Raw genomic sequence first — 17,441 nt, 5'->3', positions numbered from 1 at the left:
ATAAGGGGCATAATCTGTTCTCATGTATATGAAGAAAGGAGAGACGTCTACCGATTGGAAGGAGAATACTATGGACATCCAATTAATCCGAATAGATGATCGGTTGATTCACGGTCAAGTTGCGATAACGTGGGCAAAAGATAATCGGATTAGCCGAATTATTGTTGTCAGTGACGAAGTAGCAGCTAATCCCATTCAAAAAACACTGTTGAGCCAAGCAGCACCACCTGGTATAAAAGCACATGTCATAACTTTGAATAAACTCATTGATATTTATATGAACCCCATGCTTAAAGATGTTAAAGTCATGCTCTTATTTACAAATCCCGCAGATGTCGTCACAATTTATAAAAATGGGATTAATTTTCAAACAGTTAACATTGGTGGGATGAAGTTTACAGACGGAAAACAAATGGTGACGCATTTTGTTTCTGTTAATCAAGAAGACATTGATGCGTTTAAATATTTGGATCAGCAAAGGATTGAATTGGAAATTCGAAAAGTTCCCAGTGATCGGAAACAATTATTAATGGATGTATTAAAAAAAGGCAGTTATATTTAGGAGGGAAATGAATGGTTGGAATTATATTAGCAAGCCACGGAGATTTTGCAGTAGGCATTCTTCAATCAGCAACCATGATTGTAGGAGAACAAGAAAATATTGCAGCAGTAACCTTACAACCAAGCGAAGGACCAGATGACATTCGTGCTAAAATTGAAGCGGCAGCAAAAAGTTTTGACACAGAAGAGGTATTATTACTAGCAGACTTATGGGGTGGAACACCTTTTAACCAAGCAACAACCCTTTTTGATCAACATCAAGAACAATGGGCAATTGTAGCTGGATTAAACTTACCTATGGTCATTGAAGCTATCACTTCACGTTTTGCAATGGATAGTTCACATGATATCGCCAGAGCAATTGTGCCAGTCGCAAAAGAAAACATTAAAGTAAAACCAGAAGAATTATATGAAGAACCAAAAGTAGCAACAGAAACAAAACAACCCATGCAAGCTTTACCAGAAGGAACCGTTGTTGGGTCAGGTCAGATTGATATCGCCTTAGCCCGTTTAGACTCACGTTTGCTTCATGGTCAAGTTGCAACAGCTTGGTCTAAAGATGTTAAACCGACACGTATTATTGTTGTATCGGACCAAGTTGCGAAAGACGACTTGCGTAAATCATTGATTACCCAAGCAGCACCTCCAGGTATTAAAGCAAACGTGATTCCTATTTCTAAAATGATTGAAATTTGGAATGATCCACGGTTTGGTGCAACACGCGCACTTCTATTATTTGAAAACCCAACCGATATTCTTCGCGTTGTTGAAGGTGGCGTTGGAATTAAAGAAGTAAACATCGGCTCAATGGCCCATTCAGAAGGTAAAATAATGATTAACAATGTGCTTTCTGTTGATAAAGAAGACGTTAAAGCTTTGGAAGCTCTACGTGATAAAGGGGTCACATTTGACGTACGTAAAGTTCCGGCAGACCAACGTAAAAATCTCTGGGAATTAATGAAAAAAGCAAAATTCAACTAATAAGCATAGGAAATAAGGAGGGAATATTGATATGAGTATTATCACAGTTATTTTAATATTAATCGTTGCATTTATTGCCGGAATGGAAGGGATTTTGGACCAATTCCAATTTCACCAACCAATCGTAGCAGCTACATTAATCGGGCTCGCAACAGGTAAGCCACTAGAAGGACTTCTTTTAGGTGGAACGCTTCAATTGATTGCACTTGGATGGATGAACATTGGGGCAGCGGTAGCACCGGATGCGGCTTTAGCATCAGTAGCATCAGCTATTCTTGTAACCGTCAATGGCGCAAGTATTACTGAAGGGATTGCCTTAGCAATTCCATTGGCAGTGGCAGGTCAAGTACTAACTATGTTTGTACGTACTGCAACTGTTGCGTTTGCACATGGTGCCGATAGAAAAGCAGCCGAAGGATCATTCCGTGGCGTAGAGCTTTATCACTTAAGTGCCCTTGTATTACAAGGTTTACGTATCATGATTCCAGCAGCAATTATTTTAGCAGTACCAGCAGAACTTGTTACAAATGCATTGAATAGTATTCCAGACTGGTTAACTGGTGGTCTAGCTGTAGCAGGTGGATTCATCGTAGCAGTTGGTTACGCAATGGTTATCAACATGATGGCGACACCAAAACTATGGATCTTCTTCGCTCTAGGATTTGCGCTATCTGCAATTGGAGATTTGAACTTAATCGCAATGGGGATTATTGGTGTTGTACTAGCACTTCTATACCTACAATTCTCACCTGAGTTTAACCAAGGCAGTGGCGGCGGTGGCGGTGGATCTTCAAGCAATGGCGGCGATCCACTCGACGATATCTTAAATGATTACTAAAAAAGGAGCGATGAAATAATGTCTGAAAAAAATTATAAATTAACCAAAAAAGATCGTCTAACAGTTTTCTGGAGAAGTCAGTTCCTACAAGCATCTTGGAACTTTGAACGTATGCAAAACGTTGGTTGGGCATATGCAATGATTCCAGCACTTAAAAAACTTTACACAACAAAAGAAGACCGTGCCCAAGCATTGAAACGTCACTTGGAATTCTTTAATACACATCCTTATCTAGCTGCACCGGTACTGGGTGTAACATTGACTTTGGAAGAAGAAAGAGCAGCTGGTCGTGATATTGATAACGCCGCTATCCAAGGTGTAAAAATTGGGATGATGGGACCTTTAGCTGGTGTGGGTGACCCAATCTTCTGGGGAACACTTCGTCCTGTATTAGGTGCCTTTGCAGCTTCATTAGCATTGAGTAAAAATTATCTTGGACCAATCATTTTCTTCCTAGCATGGAACCTTATTCGTATGGCTTTCCTATGGTATTCACAAGAATTAGGATATGTACAAGGTGGGAATATTGCCCAAAACCTATCCGGTGGGTTGATGCAAAAATTAACACAAGGTGCATCAGTTCTAGGTATGTTTATCATGGGTGTGCTTGTACCACGTTGGACAAATATGAACTTCCCAATGGTATTAAGCCGTGTGGATGTTGACCCACAAGATATGGTCAATTTCCAAGCAGTTGCGGATGCAGCCAATGAAGGTGTGGTTTCAGGCGATATGCTTAAAAATGTAGTAACTGAAATCCAATCCGGTTTAAGTATTGAACCGCAACAAGTTACCACCATCCAAAATACATTGGACTCTTTATTACCAGGTATTGCACCATTACTATTAACACTACTATGTATCTGGTTGTTACGTAAAAAAGTTAGCCCAATTACAATTATCTTTGGTCTTTTCGTAGTCGGAATTATCGGTTATGTATTAGGAATCTTTGGATAATTTATAAAAAAAAGCCATCTGAAAATTTCAGATGGCTTTTTTGTTGCGCTAATCATCATTAGAATCTATCATTTACTGGCTAGTGATGAAATATGGAGTAATTTCATCACTAGCAAAAATATTAAAACCGCTAGTGATGATTTTTCTTGAAATTTCATCACTAGCGGCCTATTTTGATATTCTGATGATGATTCTATCTTATTTTACGCTTGGTTGACGAAGGGATTTGAAGTTGTTGACGATATTTCGCAATCGCTCTACGTGAGACAGGAATCCTTTGTTCTTCTAATAATGCTACTAATTTTTGATCTGAAAGTGGTGACGCTTTATCTTCTTCCGCAATCAAATTTTCAATAATCTTCAAAACATCATCGCGAGATTGGTCGGTATCTTGCATACGCCTTGACAAAAAGGATCGCAGTTCAAAAATTCCTTTAGGTGTTTGGACAAAGGTATCACGAACAGCACGACTAATCGTCGATTCACTGAGTTGATAAATTGCGGCTAAATCCTTTAACTGAAGTGGCTTCAAAGGACTCTCTTCATTGATAAAAAAAGCCTGCTGATGCATAATAATTGCCGTTCCAACCTTTAAAATTGTTTTTTTACGTTTGATTAAACTAGCCTGTAGCTGCTCGAATTCTTGTTTCTTAGCTGTAACATAGGCGGAAACTTCTTTATCATCGACGGCTTTCATATCGTTAAAATAAGTGGTGTTTAAAGTTAATAAAGGTGTTTTATATTTAGTTTCTTTGACTATGAGATTAGAATCAATTAATTCAACCATAAGCTCTGGGACAATGTAAGGAATTTTTTTGGAACGCGATTCAAAAGCTTCAGCCGGTGCCGTCGTTAGGCCTTGAACATACTCATAAACAGCTTTAACATCCTCTAAAGACACATCATAATGGCTCGATATTTTTTTCCAACGCTTATGGATGAGATCATCGTAGTGCTCTTCTAGAACCAAGTAAGCGATATTCGGTGCAAAGTCAGAACGATCTGTTTGAATCATTAAACATTCTTGCAAGGTACGTGCGGCGATACCAGGTGGATCCAACTGTTGCAATAAAGTTAAAGCATCCAACAAAGCTATTTGAGAAGCACCAGTTTCCATCTCCGCTTCTGATAGAGATTTGGTCACATAGCCACGTTCATCTAGTTGACTCATCCACCAAAAAATTAACTGGCGTAAAGTAGTATCTTTATATAAAAGGTAAATCTGTTCTTGTAAAAATTCATAAAGAGAAATCTGGTAAACAGACGTTTGTTCAATAATAGCAGATACATCATTATTAGACACATCTTTAGCGGAGATTGTTAAAGGTTCATTAATGTTCATTTCAATAAAGGGGTTTCCTAATAGGATACGGTTTAAATAAGTTGCCAAATCCATTCGGTTCAGCTGTAAAATTTCCATCCCTTGTACTAAGTTGGGGACGTAGGTTTGTTTTTGAGTTTGTTTTTGCGTGTATTGCTGATTAAACTCCATAACGAACACCTCTTTCTGCTTCCATATTACCACACGGGCACATTAAATAAATAACAGAATAAAATAGAACCCTCTATAACCTGAGCTAATAAGGAGTATTATAATTAGCTAGTGGCATTTTAATGTTTCAACGATTAGAGTGTAGAAGAAAGAGAGCGTTCTTACAAACATGATTAAAGTGCTAGCGGAGGTTGCAAGATGAATAAACTCATAACAATAGAAGAAGCGATAAATACTATTGAAGATGGAGCAGTGATAATGATTGGGGGGTTTTTGGGTAGTGACTTACCTGAAAGTCTGATTGATGCAATCGTAAAAAGTGGAGTCAAGGATTTAACGTTAATTGCAAATGATACCGGTTTTACTAACCTAGGTCCCGGTAAAATGGTAGCAGCCAAACAATTTAAAAAAATAATTGTATCCTATATTAGAACCAATCAAGAGGCTAAACGACAAATACAAGCTGGTGAATTAGAAGTGGAACTTCTACCTCAAGAAGAACTTTATCAAAAGTTATTACAAGCTGGTTTTGGTCAAAATTCTAACTATTATGCAGACGTTGCATTACTGTTTGCTAATAAGGTTGATAGACACGGTAATATGGTAGCAAAATATACAAATAGGAATATGAACAATCTAATGGCACTAGCATCACAAACAACTGTTGTAGAAGCCTTAGAAGTTGTGGAGGCTAATGAATTTGAGTCGACGATTCCGCAAACGCCAGGAATTTTTGTTGATTATGTAGTAGAAAAAGTCCATGAGGGAATATTAGAAAAAGTTTAAAGGGTAAGTTAGAAAGGGGACTTGAATATGGATACTTTACAGTTTCATGATATGACTTTAACCTGGTTGGATGGTGGAGTAGTGTCTTATGATGGGGGTGCTATCTTTGGTGTTGTTCCCAAACCACTATGGAGCCGTAAATATGCTTCAAATGATAACAATCAAATTGAAAATGCGACGGAACCGATATTAATTCAGTACCAAGGCAAAAATTATTTAATTGATAGCGGGATTGAAAAGGGTAAGTTAACAGAAAAACAAAAAAGAAATTTTGGTGTCCACGAAGAGTCAACTATTGAAGAAAGTTTGGAATCTTTAAATTTAACACGAGCAGATATTGACGTAGTATTGATGACCCATATGCATTTTGATCATGCCACCGGATTAACGCGGTATGAGAAAGACCAGTTGGTGTCATCTTTTCCAAATGCAACAATTTATATGACGCAAATTGAATGGGATGAAGTACGTGAGCCCAATATTCGTTCTAAGAGTACCTACTGGAAACAGAATTGGGAAGCGATTCAAGATCAGGTGGTCACTTTTGAAAAAGAATTAGAAGTTGTGCCCGGTATAACGATGTACCATACGGGTGGCCATAGTAGGGGACATGCCATTATTAAGTTAACTCAGGGCAATGAGACACTCCTACATATGGCAGATATTATGCCAATCCACGCCCAACAAAATCCACTTTGGGTAATGGCTTACGATGATTATCCAATGGATACCATCTACGCCAAACAAGCTTGGTTAGCAGAAGCTTATAAAAATGGTTATAAATTTATCTTTTACCATGACGTTGTTTACCGGATGATTCAATGGGATAAAGAAGGAAAAGAAATGATCGCTACCTTGAAACGCAGTAAAAAAAGATACATTTAGTTTTACTTATAGCTTCTATCAATTTCTATAAGTAGACCTAATAGATAGGATGTATTAAACTCTATATGTAAGCGGTTAAGGGGTTTGTAAAAAAATAAAATAAATAGAAAAGAGGCTACCAAAATGGCAGCAGAAAAAACAGCAAGACCAGTAGATACAAAAGAATTTTATCCAACAGATTTGTTCGGATATTCAAATGATTTAACTGATGGTGAACTAGAAGTTCTGAAAGAACTACGCGAGTCGCTAGAAAAAAATGTTTATCCAATCTTAACAGAGTATACAGAAAAAGCAGAGTTTCCATTTCATGCATGGGAAGAAATAACCAAAGTAGGATTCATGAATGATAAAAGATTGTTTGAGGGACGTGAAGACGAACTTAAAACAAGTGAGTTATTTAATGTATTCCGTTATTTTGAACTAGCTAAAATGGATCCATCATTTGCAACGCTTTATACAGTCCATGGTGGTCTATTCTACGCAGCACTTCTATATGGTGGTACAAAAGAACAGATTGATCGCTGGGCTCCAAAAGTAACGTCCTTTGAAAACCTAACTTGTTTCGGTTTAACAGAACCACTACACGGTTCTGATATTGCTGGTGGCTTAGCAACAAGCGCACGTCGCGATGGTGACAATTGGATTTTAAATGGAGAGAAACGCTGGATTGGTGGCGCGAAAAATGCGGATGAGATTGTTATCTTTGCTCGTGACGTTGAAGATAACAAAGTAAAAGCTTTCGTCGTTCCAGGAAAAGCCGAAGGTCTAACCGTTGAAAATATTAAAAATAAAGTATCACTGCGTATGGTTCCAAATGGCCACATTACTATGATTAATGTTGAAGTTAGTGAAGACCGTCGTCTACCAAATATCCATGGCTTTAGAGATGTTGCAGCAATCTTAAGAACAACACGCGCAGACATATCTCATCTTGCTACTGGTTTAGCAGCAGGTGCTTTTGAAGCAGCGTTGCGTTATGTAAAAGAGCGTGAACAATTTGGTAAGAAAATTGGTTCATTCCAATTAGTTCAAGAAAAACTTTCCATTATGCAAGCAAATGTAACAGCATGTCTTTCATATTCGGTTCGCTTAGCGCAATTACAAGAAGAAGGAAATTATTCAGAAGTAAATTCCGCTATGTCAAAAATGCACAATGCGCTTCGTATGCGTGAAACTGTAGCACTGGCTCGTGAAGTTGTAGGTGGAAATGGTATCACTCTAGATACAGATGTTGCTCGCTTCTTTACAGATGCTGAAGCCATCTATTCCTACGAAGGAACACATGAAATTAACGCATTAATTGTAGGCCGCTACTTAACTGGTGAGAGTGCATTCGTTTAAAATATTTTTCAAAGGAGGCTACTTTTAAGTAGGCCTCTTTTTTTTTTGTCCTTTTTAAATACATTAAAGGTATAATAGAGTAGGAATATTCATGAGTTAAGAAAATTGTAAGGAGAGAGCGCGATGGACATCACTCAGATGTATTATCTCATCACAATTGTAGAATGTGGTTGTAATTTATCATTGGCAGCTCGAAGAATTCATATTTCACAATCCGCCTTAAGCCAATTTGTGACAAACTTCGAGCGCGACGAAGAAATCGAGTTATTCATTCGTAAAAATAGCCGACTAGAAGAACTTTCCCCAAGTGGACAAAAAGTTTATGAATACGCACAAAAAATTGTTTCTATGTATGAAGAGATGCAGGAGATGGTTCGAAAAGAATCAGCAAAACAAAAAGGAACGATTCGAATTGGTCTACCCTCATTGGTTTTAACCGTTTTATTTTCAAATTTTTTCTCACGTTTTATTGTTGAAAACCCCGACGTCAAAATAGAAATTATTGAAGAGGGCTCGTATGAACTGAAACGAATGCTCTTTGAAAAAGATTTAGATTATGCCGTTTTAGTCGCACCAACTGGTTTAGACCCTAAAAGCTATGAAGAACACGTAATCCAAATTGATGAATATACCGCCTTTATGAACCCAATCCACGCTCTATCAAAAAAAGAAGAGATTAGCTGGCAAGACTTAAACCCCTACCAGATAGCTACTTTTAGAGAGTCCTTTATTACCAATAAACTTGTTTCAGAAAAATTAAAAAGTAAAAAATCAGAAACGGCCATTACTTTAACATCTGCTTCCTGGGACTTTTTAGTGGAGACAACCTATCACTCTGATATTATTGCCATCTTACCTGCTCCAATTAAACGGTATTTAAAAATTGAAGATGTTGCTATGAAAAGATTTAATGATCCGATTCCCTTTAATGTTTTACTGTGCCGCCCTATAAAACAAAGCTATAGCCCAGTTGAAGCTTATTTGCATGAAGAAATGCTAAATTATTTTTACCAACCAATAGACTAATTAGTCAAAATAACCTACAAACAAAAGACTAGAAAACAATCTAGTCTTTTTAAATACCATGAATCTCTTAAGAGTATTAACTTAACTTATAGATATCTTAAAAGAAACTTTGTAGACCTAGATCATAAACAACGGTATCATAACATTGTAAACGTTTCACCCCTTACACTTACAAATGATACATAATGGAATGTTTAAAAAAGATAAATGGAGGAATATATGATGCGTGAAGTAGTTATTGTACAAGCACTAAGAACACCAATGGGAGCTTTTGGAGGAGCATTGAAAAATGTTTCAGCTGTTGATTTAGGAGCGCATGCTGTTAAAGAAGCAATGGCAAGTATTAATCTAGATCCTAGCCTAGTCGATGAATTAATTTTTGGTAATGTATTGAGCGCAGGGCTCGGACAAAACGTAGCACGTCAAGTAGCTGTTAACTCAGGGATTCCAAAACACGTTCCATCATTTACAATTAATAAAGTGTGTGGTTCAGGGTTAAAAACAGTGGCATTAGCAGCACAATCTATTATTGCAGGGGACAACGAAATTGTGATCGCCGGTGGAACCGAAGTGATGAGTCAAGCGCCTTACGTTGTGAACGATGCGCGTTGGGGTGCACGTATGGGTGATACAAAAATGGTTGATACCATGCTTAAAGATGGGTTGATGGATGCTTTTAATGACATTCATATGGGTATGACAGCAGAAAACATCGTTGAAAAATACGGTTTTACCAGACAACAACAAGATGAATTAGCTGTATTGAGTCAAAATAATGCTGAAAAAGCAATTAAATCAGGCCGTTTTAAAGATGAAATTATTCCGTTCCCAGTCCCACAAAGAAGAGGCGAACCTGTTGTTTTTGATACAGACGAATATCCTCGCTTTGGAACAACTATGGAATCTATGAGTAAACTTAAACCTGCTTTCAAACGTGATGGCGGAACCGTTACAGCTGGAAATTCATCCGGATTAAATGATGGCGCAGCAGTAGTCATTGTTATGTCAAAAGAAAAAGCTGAAGAGCTAGGATTTGAACCGATGGCAACAATCAAGTCTTATGCAAGTGCGGGAGTAGAACCGAAAATTATGGGTTGTGGACCAATTCCAGCAACCAAAAAAGCATTGAAAAAAGCAAATCTAGAAGTATCTGATTTAGAATTAATTGAAGCAAACGAAGCATTTGCGGCGCAAGCGTTAAGTGTTATTACAGACCTTGGCTTAGACACAAGTATTACTAACGTTAATGGTGGTGCGATAGCCCTCGGACACCCAATTGGTGCAAGTGGCGCTCGTATCCTTGTAACACTCTTACATGAAATGAAAAAACGTGATTCGAAACGCGGTTTAGCTACCCTATGTATTGGTGGCGGACAAGGAATTGCTTTAGTTGTAGAAAGATAAGTAAATAGTTAGAGGAGGAATTAGGATGGTAACACGTCCCATTGATGGCATCATTCACAACGTTCAAGAGTATTCAGAAACTGTTGTGCGGGATCAAGCGAAAGAAATTGATAAGAATGAAGTTTTTCCGGAAGAAACAGTTTATTATCTAGCTGATTTAGGCGTGTTACGTATCCCATTCTACCGCTGTAACGGTGGGCTTGACGGAACGCTACAAGACACTTTAGAAGTTATCCGACTTGTCTCCAAAGAGTGTGCTTCTACTTCTAGTGTATTACTAACGCAAATTTCCTTTGGTATTACACCCATTCACGACTACGGAACGCAAGAGCAAAAAAACTTGTATTTACCGGCTCTTTTGAGTGGAGAACTACTAGGGGCTTTTGCCATGAATGAAATAGACATTGGAAGTAACTTAGAAAAAATTGAAACAACAGCGATTGAAAAAGAGGATGGGTGGGAATTAACTGGTGCCAAACATTTTATCTCATTAGCAGGTAAAGCAGGCATTTATTCAGTGGCAGCCCGCACCCGTTTGTTAAATGGTGAGGAAGATTATGGGATTTTCCTAGTACCTTGCGATACGCCGGGACTAACAATTGGTCCCCAAGAAGAAAAAATGGGTATACGCGGACTTCCTGTTGCCCAATTAAATTTTGAACGTGTTCACTTGTCCAAAGATGCTGTATTAGGTGGTAAGCCTGGTGGAAAAGAGCAAGTTTATGCAATCAAAAATTATAATAAAGTATTTGTAGCAGCTCAAGCAATTGGTCTGGCACAAGGGGTATTTGAACGTACTTTAGCCTACATGCAACAAGATCGCCGGTTTGGACAACGGTTGATTGATTTACCAAATAATCAGTACAAAATGGCAACTGCATATTCAGAAATTTATGCAGCCGAAGCTATCCTTGAAAAAATCGAAGTTTTTAACCCAGATGAAATTTGTTTGCCGGCTCTCGTGAAGCTAAAAGCCTCTAACGTGGCGGTTGAAACAGCAGAGATGGCGATGCTACTAACGGGGGGATACGGATATATGAGAGATAATGCCATTGAGCGATATGTTCGTGATTCAAAACTCACCCAAATCTACGGTGGTAGTAGTCACACCCAAATGACACTCATGTCAAAACCTTGGTTAAAGCGGATACATGACAATAAAGGAGAATAATTTAATGGAAATCAACAAAATAATGGTTATCGGTTCTGGAACAATGGGAAGCGGTATTGCACAAGTAATGGCAGAAACAGGATACCAAGTTATTCTAAATGATATTAAACAAGAATTTTTAGATAAAGCAATTGAGAAGATTGCAAAACAGCTAGATCGTGATATTCAAAAAGAACGCAAGACAGAAGAAGATAAAACAGCGATTTTAGAGCGTTTTACACTCTCAACGGATTATGCAGACGCAAAAGATGTACAACTTGTTATCGAAGCTGCAACGGAAAATAAAACAATTAAACTTGATATTTTCCGTAAACTAGACGAAATCACTCCTGCTGAGACAATTTTAGCAAGTAATACCTCTTCACTATCAGTAACAGAAATTGCCAATGCTACAAAACGTCCTGACCGTGTGATTGGTATGCATTTCTTCAACCCAGTTCCAGTCATGAAATTGGTAGAAGTAAACCGTGCCTTAACAACAAGTCAAGAAACAGCTGAAGCTATTTTCGATTTAACTAAAAAAATCGGTAAAGTCGGTATTGATGTAAAAGACTCACCAGGTTTTGCAGTAAACCGGATTTTAATTCCTATGATTAATGAAGCAATTTATACCGTCTATGAAGGTGTTGCATCAGCCGAAGAGGTTGACGAAGCCATGAAACTAGGTGCAAACCACCCAATGGGACCAATTGCACTCGCTGATTATATTGGTTTAGATGTGTGCTTAGCGATTATGGAAGTTCTATATGAAGGATTTAGTGACTCCAAATATCGTCCTTGTCCATTATTGAAAAAATACGTTGAAGCAGGTCGCTTAGGTAAAAAAACAGGTCAAGGATTTTACAGTTATAAATAGGGGGAATAAAAATGAAACAGTATGAAACCTTACTTATTGAAAAAAAAGATGGGATTGGAACACTAACAATTAACCGCCCTAAAAGCTTAAATGCACTTAATTCGCAAGTTCTTCAAGAACTGCACGATGCTTTTATCGCCATTGACCAAGATAAAGATATTCATGTACTAATTGTTACTGGTTCAGGCGAAAAAGCCTTTGTAGCAGGTGCAGACATCAAAGAAATGAAAGAAAAACATGCGCTTGCCGGACGTGAGTTTTCTAATTTTGGGAATAAGGTATTCTCATTGTTAGATAATTTAAGTCAACCAACCATCGCAGCTGTAAATGGCTTTGCATTAGGTGGTGGATGTGAATTAGCTCTTGCTTGTGATATCCGTATTGGGAGTGAGAATGCAAAATTCGGTCAACCAGAAGTAGGCCTAGGAATTATCCCCGGTTTTGGTGGGACTCAACGCTTGAGTCGACTAGTTGGGCCAGCCAAGGCAAAAGAGCTTATTTATACTGGTAAAGTTATTAAGTCAGAAGAGGCTGAAACAATTGGCCTTTTAAATGCTGTGGTTCCGATTGAAGAATTACTTGATGAAGCTAATAAAATGGCTACTATGATCCTAAAACAAGCACCATTAGCAGTGAAGGCAAGTAAGGAAGCAATTAACCGCGGACTTGAAATGGACCTTTCACACGCACTCGCTTTAGAAGCAGAAATGTTCGGAATTTTATTTTCAACAGAAGATCAAAAAGAAGGCATGACCGCTTTCACTGAAAAACGTAAAGCCACTTTCAAAAATAAATAAAACAAGATATTTGGAGGGACTTCCTTATGACGGACTATAAAAAATTATATCAAGAGAAACTGACAACGCCTGAGCGTGCGGTACAGTTGGTAGAAGCAGGCGAAGAAATTGTATTTCCTATTAATCCTGGTGAACCACCAGCCTTATTAGCAGCTATTCCAACGAATGAAAAATTAGCAGGTAACTACTTACACCGAATGTTACCTAGTTCAGCACCTTTAGATATTGAACAAGATAAGCTACAACAAGTATCAATCTTCTTATCGGGAGCAGACCGTAAATATTATCGCGAAGGATTCGTTGATTTCTTGCCGAACCACTTCTCTGATATTCCATCCCTGTTATTGAAGCGTTCCCCACATCCTGTCATCATGGCAACTGTTTCGCCTATGGATAAGGATGGAAACTTCTCTTTAGGGACCAGTCCCTCCTACGTAGCATCGTTGATTGAACATGCTAAAACAATTATTTTAGAAGTCAACGAGAACATGCCACGGACCTTTGGTACAAAAAATAATATTCATATTAGCCAAGTCGACGCCTTAGTTGAAAATACAGTTGATTTACCAGAATTGCCAACACCTGTTTTGAAAGAAAAAGACTTAGCAATTGGGAAAATCATCGCAGATACGGTTTCAGATGGTGCAACCTTACAAATTGGATTTGGTTCGATGCCAAATGCTGTGATGGAGTATCTAATGGACAAAAAAGATCTTGGTATTTATAGCGAGATGTTACCTGATAAATTAGTTGATTTAGTTGAAAAAGGTGTTGTAACAAATAAATTTAATCCTACTCATCCAGGTAAAACAGTGTCCACTTTCGCAATCGGCTCAAAACGATTGTATGAATTTATGGATAACAATGAAGATATTCTTATGCTACCGTGTGATGAAACAAATAGTCTCATGAATATTGCTAAAGTAGATAATCTTGTTTCAATTAACTCAACCGTTGAAGTTGACTTTTATGGTCAATGTAACTCAGAATCTGTTGGAGGGGTTTTGTACTCATCAACAGGTGGGCAAGCTGACTTCACAAAAGGTGTTCGTTTAACAAAAAATGGTCGCGGTATCATCTGTCTTTATTCTACTGCTAAAAATGACGAAATTTCTACCATCGTTTCGGAATTGGCATTAGGGTCAATTGTATCAACATCAAAAAATGATATTGACACTGTGGTAACAGAATACGGTAAAGCTGAATTAATTGGTAAAACATTCAGTGAACGTGCTCAGGCTTTAATCAAAATTGCGCATCCGAAATTCCGAGATGAATTGCGACAAAAAGCAATTGATAAAAAATTAATCAATCAGTAATAGTTAAAGAGCTTAAAGCACCTGCTTTAAGCTCTTTTTGTATTGAAAATCTCTAATTAAAATGCCCAGTCTCCATTACGGAAGATAGCGACACGCGAACCATCTTTACGAATACCATCGATATTCATCGTTTCAGATCCAATCATAAAGTCAACGTGAACATTTGAACGGTTAATCCCATGTTCTGCTAACTCCTCTTGAGACATTTCTGTTCCGCCTTCAATTGAGAACGCGTAAGCAGATCCTAATGCTAAATGGTTAGAAGCATTTTCATCAAATAAGGTATTAAAGAATACTAAACCTGATTGAGAGATAGGGGATTGATGTGGAACTAAAGCAACTTCACCGAGGCGACGAGCGCCTTCATTGTCCTCAACTAAATGCTTAAGAACTTGTTCTCCTTTGTCAGCAGTAACGTCAACAACAGCACCATCTTTAAAAGTAAAAGTCATTCCTTCAATGATATTGCCACTGTAACTTAAAGGTTTGGTTGATTTAACTACTCCTTCAGCACGGCGACCATCTGGAGCAGAGAAAACTTCTTCTGTTGGCATATTTGCTACGAAAACTTCGCCTTGCGCATTAATAGCACCAGCAGAATCCCAAATATGGTTTTCTGGCATACCCACTGTTAAATCAGTTCCTTCTGGCGTTGTATAATGAAGCGCGTCAAATTGTTCTTCGTTCAAGACGGAAGCTTTTGAACGCAAACGTTCTTCATGTTCATCCCATGCTTTAACTGGATCGGCTTCGTAAACACGACAGGTTTTGAAAATTTCATTCCAGAGTGCATCAACTTGTTCTTCTTCTGTTTCTAATTCAGGGAAAACTTTAGCCGCCCAAGCAGCACCAGAAGCAGCGGCAACTGTCCAAGATACTTTGTTTGCTTGTGTCGCGATACGTTGCGCCATAAGTGCTTCAGAAGTTGCTTTCATGGTTGCAGCGAGTTTAGAGCTATCTACGCCATTCAAAGCATCAGGATCGGCGGAACGAACTGATAAGCGACTTGCTTTACGTTTAATCAACGCCTCTGATTCGTCAATTTTATATTGCGGAATATTAGTTAGAACTTCTTGAGGGGTATGCAAGTATTTTTCACGAGTAATTTCATCGTCTGTCCATTTAACGATAACTTCTTCTGCACCCAATTGATACGCTTCTTTAGTCAATAGACGTGCAAACTCAGCTTGATCAACATCAATATTAATAATAACTGTATGACCATCCTGAACATTAATTCCTTTTGAAACTAATAGTTTTGCATATTTCTGCAAATTTTCTTTAAAATTTGGTAAGACCATATCATACGACACTCCTTTTAGTTTTTATAAGATTAATCATACCATAGTAGACTGAAAATAGACCAAAAAAATCCTCCAGCCGAAGCCGAAGGACCCAAATAATTAAATCTTGGGGGGATTTAATTACTAAAGTTACATTGATTGTAACCACTTAAATTATAGCATGTTTTGAGAAATAGAAAAAGATTAATTGTTCGAAATGAGAGAAAGATATTTATTTTCCAATTTTTTCTTATGAATCGTAAGGAAATCGATAATTTGTATAACACCGTCTTCTAGAAGTTTTAGATGGTGTAGATTTTTTTCTATCACACCTTTAGTGGACCAATCAGAAAATAAATCTTCGAAGAATTTTTCGAGGGCAGAAGCAGCTGTTGTTAAGGTTTGGTTGTGTTTTTTATAGATATAATTTAAGTCAGAAAGCTCACGTTCTAAATTTTGAATTTTTCTTTCTAAGCTTAAGAGGATCGCTTCTGCACGATCGAGTTGATTTTGATTGACGTATTTAAGAAGGTTATCGATTTCGGTAATCAATTCCCAATTAGAAATAGTCTCTGATGTATCTAAATAGCCTTTGATATCGCTAATCACTTCTAGTAACTGATAAGCAGCATCCTCAGCTTCGAGTACTTGGTTGTACTCGTATTGTAATTTTAATGCCTCTTGTTCACGAACCGAAAGAGTCGGTGAGGCATTTTGACGAGAGTGGAGGAGTTGATTTTTCACTTCTTTTAATCGTAATTTTTTTTCTTCAATTTCTTCTTTTAATATTTCCATCTCACGATGACCGGATAATTTTAAGATATAAGCTTTATCAAATTCAAGTTTTGCAACAACAGCCTCGTTCATTTCAGAATTGACTTTGTTGTCGTATTGACCAAGTATTTTCATCACGGAATTTGAGAAGGATTGCCGTTTTAATTTTTCTATATAAATATTTTTTTCCTCTAATATTTTAATGGCATGGTCGAGATTCTCTTTCAATTTCAAGAATGTTTCTTCGGCATTATTGTATTTGCGAGATAGAGAACCTAGTTGTAGAAGTAAGATTTCATATTCCATTTCAAGGTCTTTTGAATTTTTTAGTGGATTCAACTGAGTACCGCCTAACTTAATTGAGTTTCGTACGTCTGAATCATTGTCTCAACAAATACTTTTAAATTTGCCACATCTTCTTCTTCGGCATTTAAGTCAACTTTCACACCCGTAGCACCCTTAAGCGCACCTGTTTTTTCAAATTGTTGTTCAAAGTCATCAACAGCTGTACAAAATTGCTCGTAGAAGGTATCGCCAGAACCGACAACGCCATAAATTTTCCCCGTCAAATCAATGTCTTCTAATTCTTCATAAAAATCAAGAATTTCGTCAGGCAAATCACCATCGACGCCGTAAGTATAACTCGCCGCAATGCAATAGTCGTAGGTTTCATAGTCCGCCGGATCCGCTTGGACGCAGTCAACAACATCAACATCCACGCCTTTCTCCTTAAAAAAATCTGCAGTAATTTCAGCTATTTCTTCTGTATTTCCAGTCAGACTTGCAAATACAATTAGTGCTTGTGCCATTTTAAAGATCATCCCTTCTCTTATAACTATTGACAAAAGTATACCAAAATTAATGAATAGTTACACCTTAAAATATTTGTGTTGACAAATGAAAGCGAAACCATTATTATTGATTTATAACTGGTAGTTACCAGTTGGAGTAAAAGGAAAAAAGGAGGGAC

17 protein-coding genes are annotated in these 17,441 nt (G+C 37.7%); 13 read left to right on the top strand and 4 right to left on the bottom strand.

Going from position 1 to position 17,441, the window contains the following annotated elements; translation table 11 throughout:
* The first annotated feature begins 70 nt into the window (after positions 1-70).
* From BW727_RS07100 to BW727_RS07085, 4 genes are read left to right on the top strand one after another with little or no spacing between them, the layout of a single operon-like run.
* Positions 71-562: a mannose/fructose/sorbose PTS transporter subunit IIB gene (locus BW727_RS07100; RefSeq protein WP_062470396.1), complete on the top strand. Its 492-nt coding sequence runs from the start codon at positions 71-73 to the stop codon at positions 560-562.
* A gap of 11 nt (positions 563-573) precedes the next feature.
* Positions 574-1,542, top strand: a complete 969-nt coding sequence (locus BW727_RS07095) for a PTS sugar transporter subunit IIB (protein WP_062470393.1) — start codon at positions 574-576, stop codon at positions 1,540-1,542.
* 31 nt (positions 1,543-1,573) lie between these two features.
* Positions 1,574-2,380 (top strand): PTS mannose/fructose/sorbose transporter subunit IIC, encoded by an 807-nt coding sequence (locus tag BW727_RS07090; protein ID WP_062470390.1) that lies wholly within the window; start codon positions 1,574-1,576, stop codon positions 2,378-2,380.
* Between the two features lie 18 nt (positions 2,381-2,398).
* Positions 2,399-3,337 carry a PTS system mannose/fructose/sorbose family transporter subunit IID gene (locus tag BW727_RS07085; protein WP_062470387.1) on the top strand — a complete coding sequence of 313 codons (939 nt, stop codon included), beginning with the start codon at positions 2,399-2,401 and terminating at the stop codon, positions 3,335-3,337.
* Between the two features lie 193 nt (positions 3,338-3,530).
* On the opposite strand, the gene rpoN is transcribed toward BW727_RS07085, so the two are convergent.
* On the bottom strand, positions 3,531-4,829 hold the full coding sequence (rpoN, locus tag BW727_RS07080; protein WP_062470384.1) for an RNA polymerase factor sigma-54: 1,299 nt from the start codon (positions 4,827-4,829) through the stop codon (positions 3,531-3,533).
* 198 nt (positions 4,830-5,027) lie between these two features.
* Between rpoN and BW727_RS07075 the strand changes: the two genes are divergently transcribed.
* The 9 genes from BW727_RS07075 (at position 5,028) to BW727_RS07035 (ending at position 14,414) form a co-directional block, all read left to right on the top strand.
* Positions 5,028-5,615, top strand: coding sequence for a CoA transferase subunit A (locus tag BW727_RS07075; RefSeq protein WP_062470378.1), 588 nt, complete (start codon positions 5,028-5,030; stop codon positions 5,613-5,615).
* A 27-nt stretch (positions 5,616-5,642) separates the two neighbouring features.
* Positions 5,643-6,500, top strand: coding sequence for a YtnP family quorum-quenching lactonase (locus tag BW727_RS07070; protein ID WP_062470374.1), 858 nt, complete (start codon positions 5,643-5,645; stop codon positions 6,498-6,500).
* A gap of 123 nt (positions 6,501-6,623) precedes the next feature.
* A complete protein-coding gene (gene fadE / locus BW727_RS07065; protein ID WP_062470372.1) occupies positions 6,624-7,841 on the top strand; it encodes an acyl-CoA dehydrogenase FadE in 1,218 nt (405 codons plus the stop codon).
* Positions 7,842-7,964: 123 nt separating this feature from the next.
* Positions 7,965-8,867: a LysR family transcriptional regulator gene (locus tag BW727_RS07060; RefSeq protein ID WP_062470369.1), complete on the top strand. Its 903-nt coding sequence runs from the start codon at positions 7,965-7,967 to the stop codon at positions 8,865-8,867.
* A gap of 222 nt (positions 8,868-9,089) precedes the next feature.
* Positions 9,090-10,271 (top strand): acetyl-CoA C-acetyltransferase, encoded by a 1,182-nt coding sequence (locus tag BW727_RS07055; RefSeq protein ID WP_062470367.1) that lies wholly within the window; start codon positions 9,090-9,092, stop codon positions 10,269-10,271.
* A 25-nt stretch (positions 10,272-10,296) separates the two neighbouring features.
* Positions 10,297-11,442: an acyl-CoA dehydrogenase family protein gene (locus BW727_RS07050; RefSeq protein ID WP_062470363.1), complete on the top strand. Its 1,146-nt coding sequence runs from the start codon at positions 10,297-10,299 to the stop codon at positions 11,440-11,442.
* Positions 11,443-11,446: 4 nt separating this feature from the next.
* Positions 11,447-12,298 carry a 3-hydroxybutyryl-CoA dehydrogenase gene (locus tag BW727_RS07045; protein WP_062470361.1) on the top strand — a complete coding sequence of 284 codons (852 nt, stop codon included), beginning with the start codon at positions 11,447-11,449 and terminating at the stop codon, positions 12,296-12,298.
* An 11-nt stretch (positions 12,299-12,309) separates the two neighbouring features.
* Positions 12,310-13,095: an enoyl-CoA hydratase-related protein gene (locus BW727_RS07040; RefSeq protein WP_062470358.1), complete on the top strand. Its 786-nt coding sequence runs from the start codon at positions 12,310-12,312 to the stop codon at positions 13,093-13,095.
* A 26-nt stretch (positions 13,096-13,121) separates the two neighbouring features.
* On the top strand, positions 13,122-14,414 hold the full coding sequence (locus tag BW727_RS07035; protein ID WP_062470355.1) for an acetyl-CoA hydrolase/transferase family protein: 1,293 nt from the start codon (positions 13,122-13,124) through the stop codon (positions 14,412-14,414).
* A 56-nt stretch (positions 14,415-14,470) separates the two neighbouring features.
* Here BW727_RS07035 and BW727_RS07030 read toward each other — a convergent pair whose 3' ends face one another.
* The 3 genes from BW727_RS07030 to BW727_RS07020 all read right to left on the bottom strand — a co-directional run bounded on the left by BW727_RS07030 (position 14,471) and on the right by BW727_RS07020 (position 17,280).
* Positions 14,471-15,715 (bottom strand): aminopeptidase, encoded by a 1,245-nt coding sequence (locus tag BW727_RS07030; RefSeq protein WP_062470353.1) that lies wholly within the window; start codon positions 15,713-15,715, stop codon positions 14,471-14,473.
* Between the two features lie 186 nt (positions 15,716-15,901).
* Positions 15,902-16,810, bottom strand: a complete 909-nt coding sequence (locus BW727_RS07025) for a hypothetical protein (RefSeq protein WP_062470350.1) — start codon at positions 16,808-16,810, stop codon at positions 15,902-15,904.
* Positions 16,811-16,821: 11 nt separating this feature from the next.
* Complete coding sequence (locus BW727_RS07020) at positions 16,822-17,280, bottom strand: flavodoxin (protein ID WP_062470348.1); 459 nt, start codon at positions 17,278-17,280, stop codon at positions 16,822-16,824.
* Positions 17,281-17,441: the final 161 nt, after the last annotated feature.

This window comes from Jeotgalibaca dankookensis (genome assembly GCF_002005405.1).
In the GTDB taxonomy this organism is placed as follows: Bacteria; Bacillota; Bacilli; order Lactobacillales; family Aerococcaceae; genus Jeotgalibaca; species Jeotgalibaca dankookensis.
The sequence above is the reverse complement of the archived record's forward strand: the minus strand, read 5'-3'. Positions and strand labels throughout refer to the sequence as shown.

Excerpts from the sequence above, each read along its gene's own strand:
- BW727_RS07100 (WP_062470396.1), top strand. The coding sequence starts at position 71 with ATGGACATCCAATTAATCCGAATAGATGATCGGTTGATTCACGGTCAA.
- BW727_RS07095 (WP_062470393.1), top strand. The coding sequence starts at position 574 with ATGGTTGGAATTATATTAGCAAGCCACGGAGATTTTGCAGTAGGCATT.
- BW727_RS07090 (WP_062470390.1), top strand. The coding sequence starts at position 1,574 with ATGAGTATTATCACAGTTATTTTAATATTAATCGTTGCATTTATTGCC.
- BW727_RS07085 (WP_062470387.1), top strand. The coding sequence starts at position 2,399 with ATGTCTGAAAAAAATTATAAATTAACCAAAAAAGATCGTCTAACAGTT.
- rpoN (WP_062470384.1), bottom strand. The coding sequence starts at position 4,829 with ATGGAGTTTAATCAGCAATACACGCAAAAACAAACTCAAAAACAAACC.
- BW727_RS07075 (WP_062470378.1), top strand. The coding sequence starts at position 5,028 with ATGAATAAACTCATAACAATAGAAGAAGCGATAAATACTATTGAAGAT.
- BW727_RS07070 (WP_062470374.1), top strand. The coding sequence starts at position 5,643 with ATGGATACTTTACAGTTTCATGATATGACTTTAACCTGGTTGGATGGT.
- fadE (WP_062470372.1), top strand. The coding sequence starts at position 6,624 with ATGGCAGCAGAAAAAACAGCAAGACCAGTAGATACAAAAGAATTTTAT.
- BW727_RS07060 (WP_062470369.1), top strand. The coding sequence starts at position 7,965 with ATGGACATCACTCAGATGTATTATCTCATCACAATTGTAGAATGTGGT.
- BW727_RS07055 (WP_062470367.1), top strand. The coding sequence starts at position 9,090 with ATGCGTGAAGTAGTTATTGTACAAGCACTAAGAACACCAATGGGAGCT.
- BW727_RS07050 (WP_062470363.1), top strand. The coding sequence starts at position 10,297 with ATGGTAACACGTCCCATTGATGGCATCATTCACAACGTTCAAGAGTAT.
- BW727_RS07045 (WP_062470361.1), top strand. The coding sequence starts at position 11,447 with ATGGAAATCAACAAAATAATGGTTATCGGTTCTGGAACAATGGGAAGC.
- BW727_RS07040 (WP_062470358.1), top strand. The coding sequence starts at position 12,310 with ATGAAACAGTATGAAACCTTACTTATTGAAAAAAAAGATGGGATTGGA.
- BW727_RS07035 (WP_062470355.1), top strand. The coding sequence starts at position 13,122 with ATGACGGACTATAAAAAATTATATCAAGAGAAACTGACAACGCCTGAG.
- BW727_RS07030 (WP_062470353.1), bottom strand. The coding sequence starts at position 15,715 with ATGGTCTTACCAAATTTTAAAGAAAATTTGCAGAAATATGCAAAACTA.
- BW727_RS07020 (WP_062470348.1), bottom strand. The coding sequence starts at position 17,280 with ATGGCACAAGCACTAATTGTATTTGCAAGTCTGACTGGAAATACAGAA.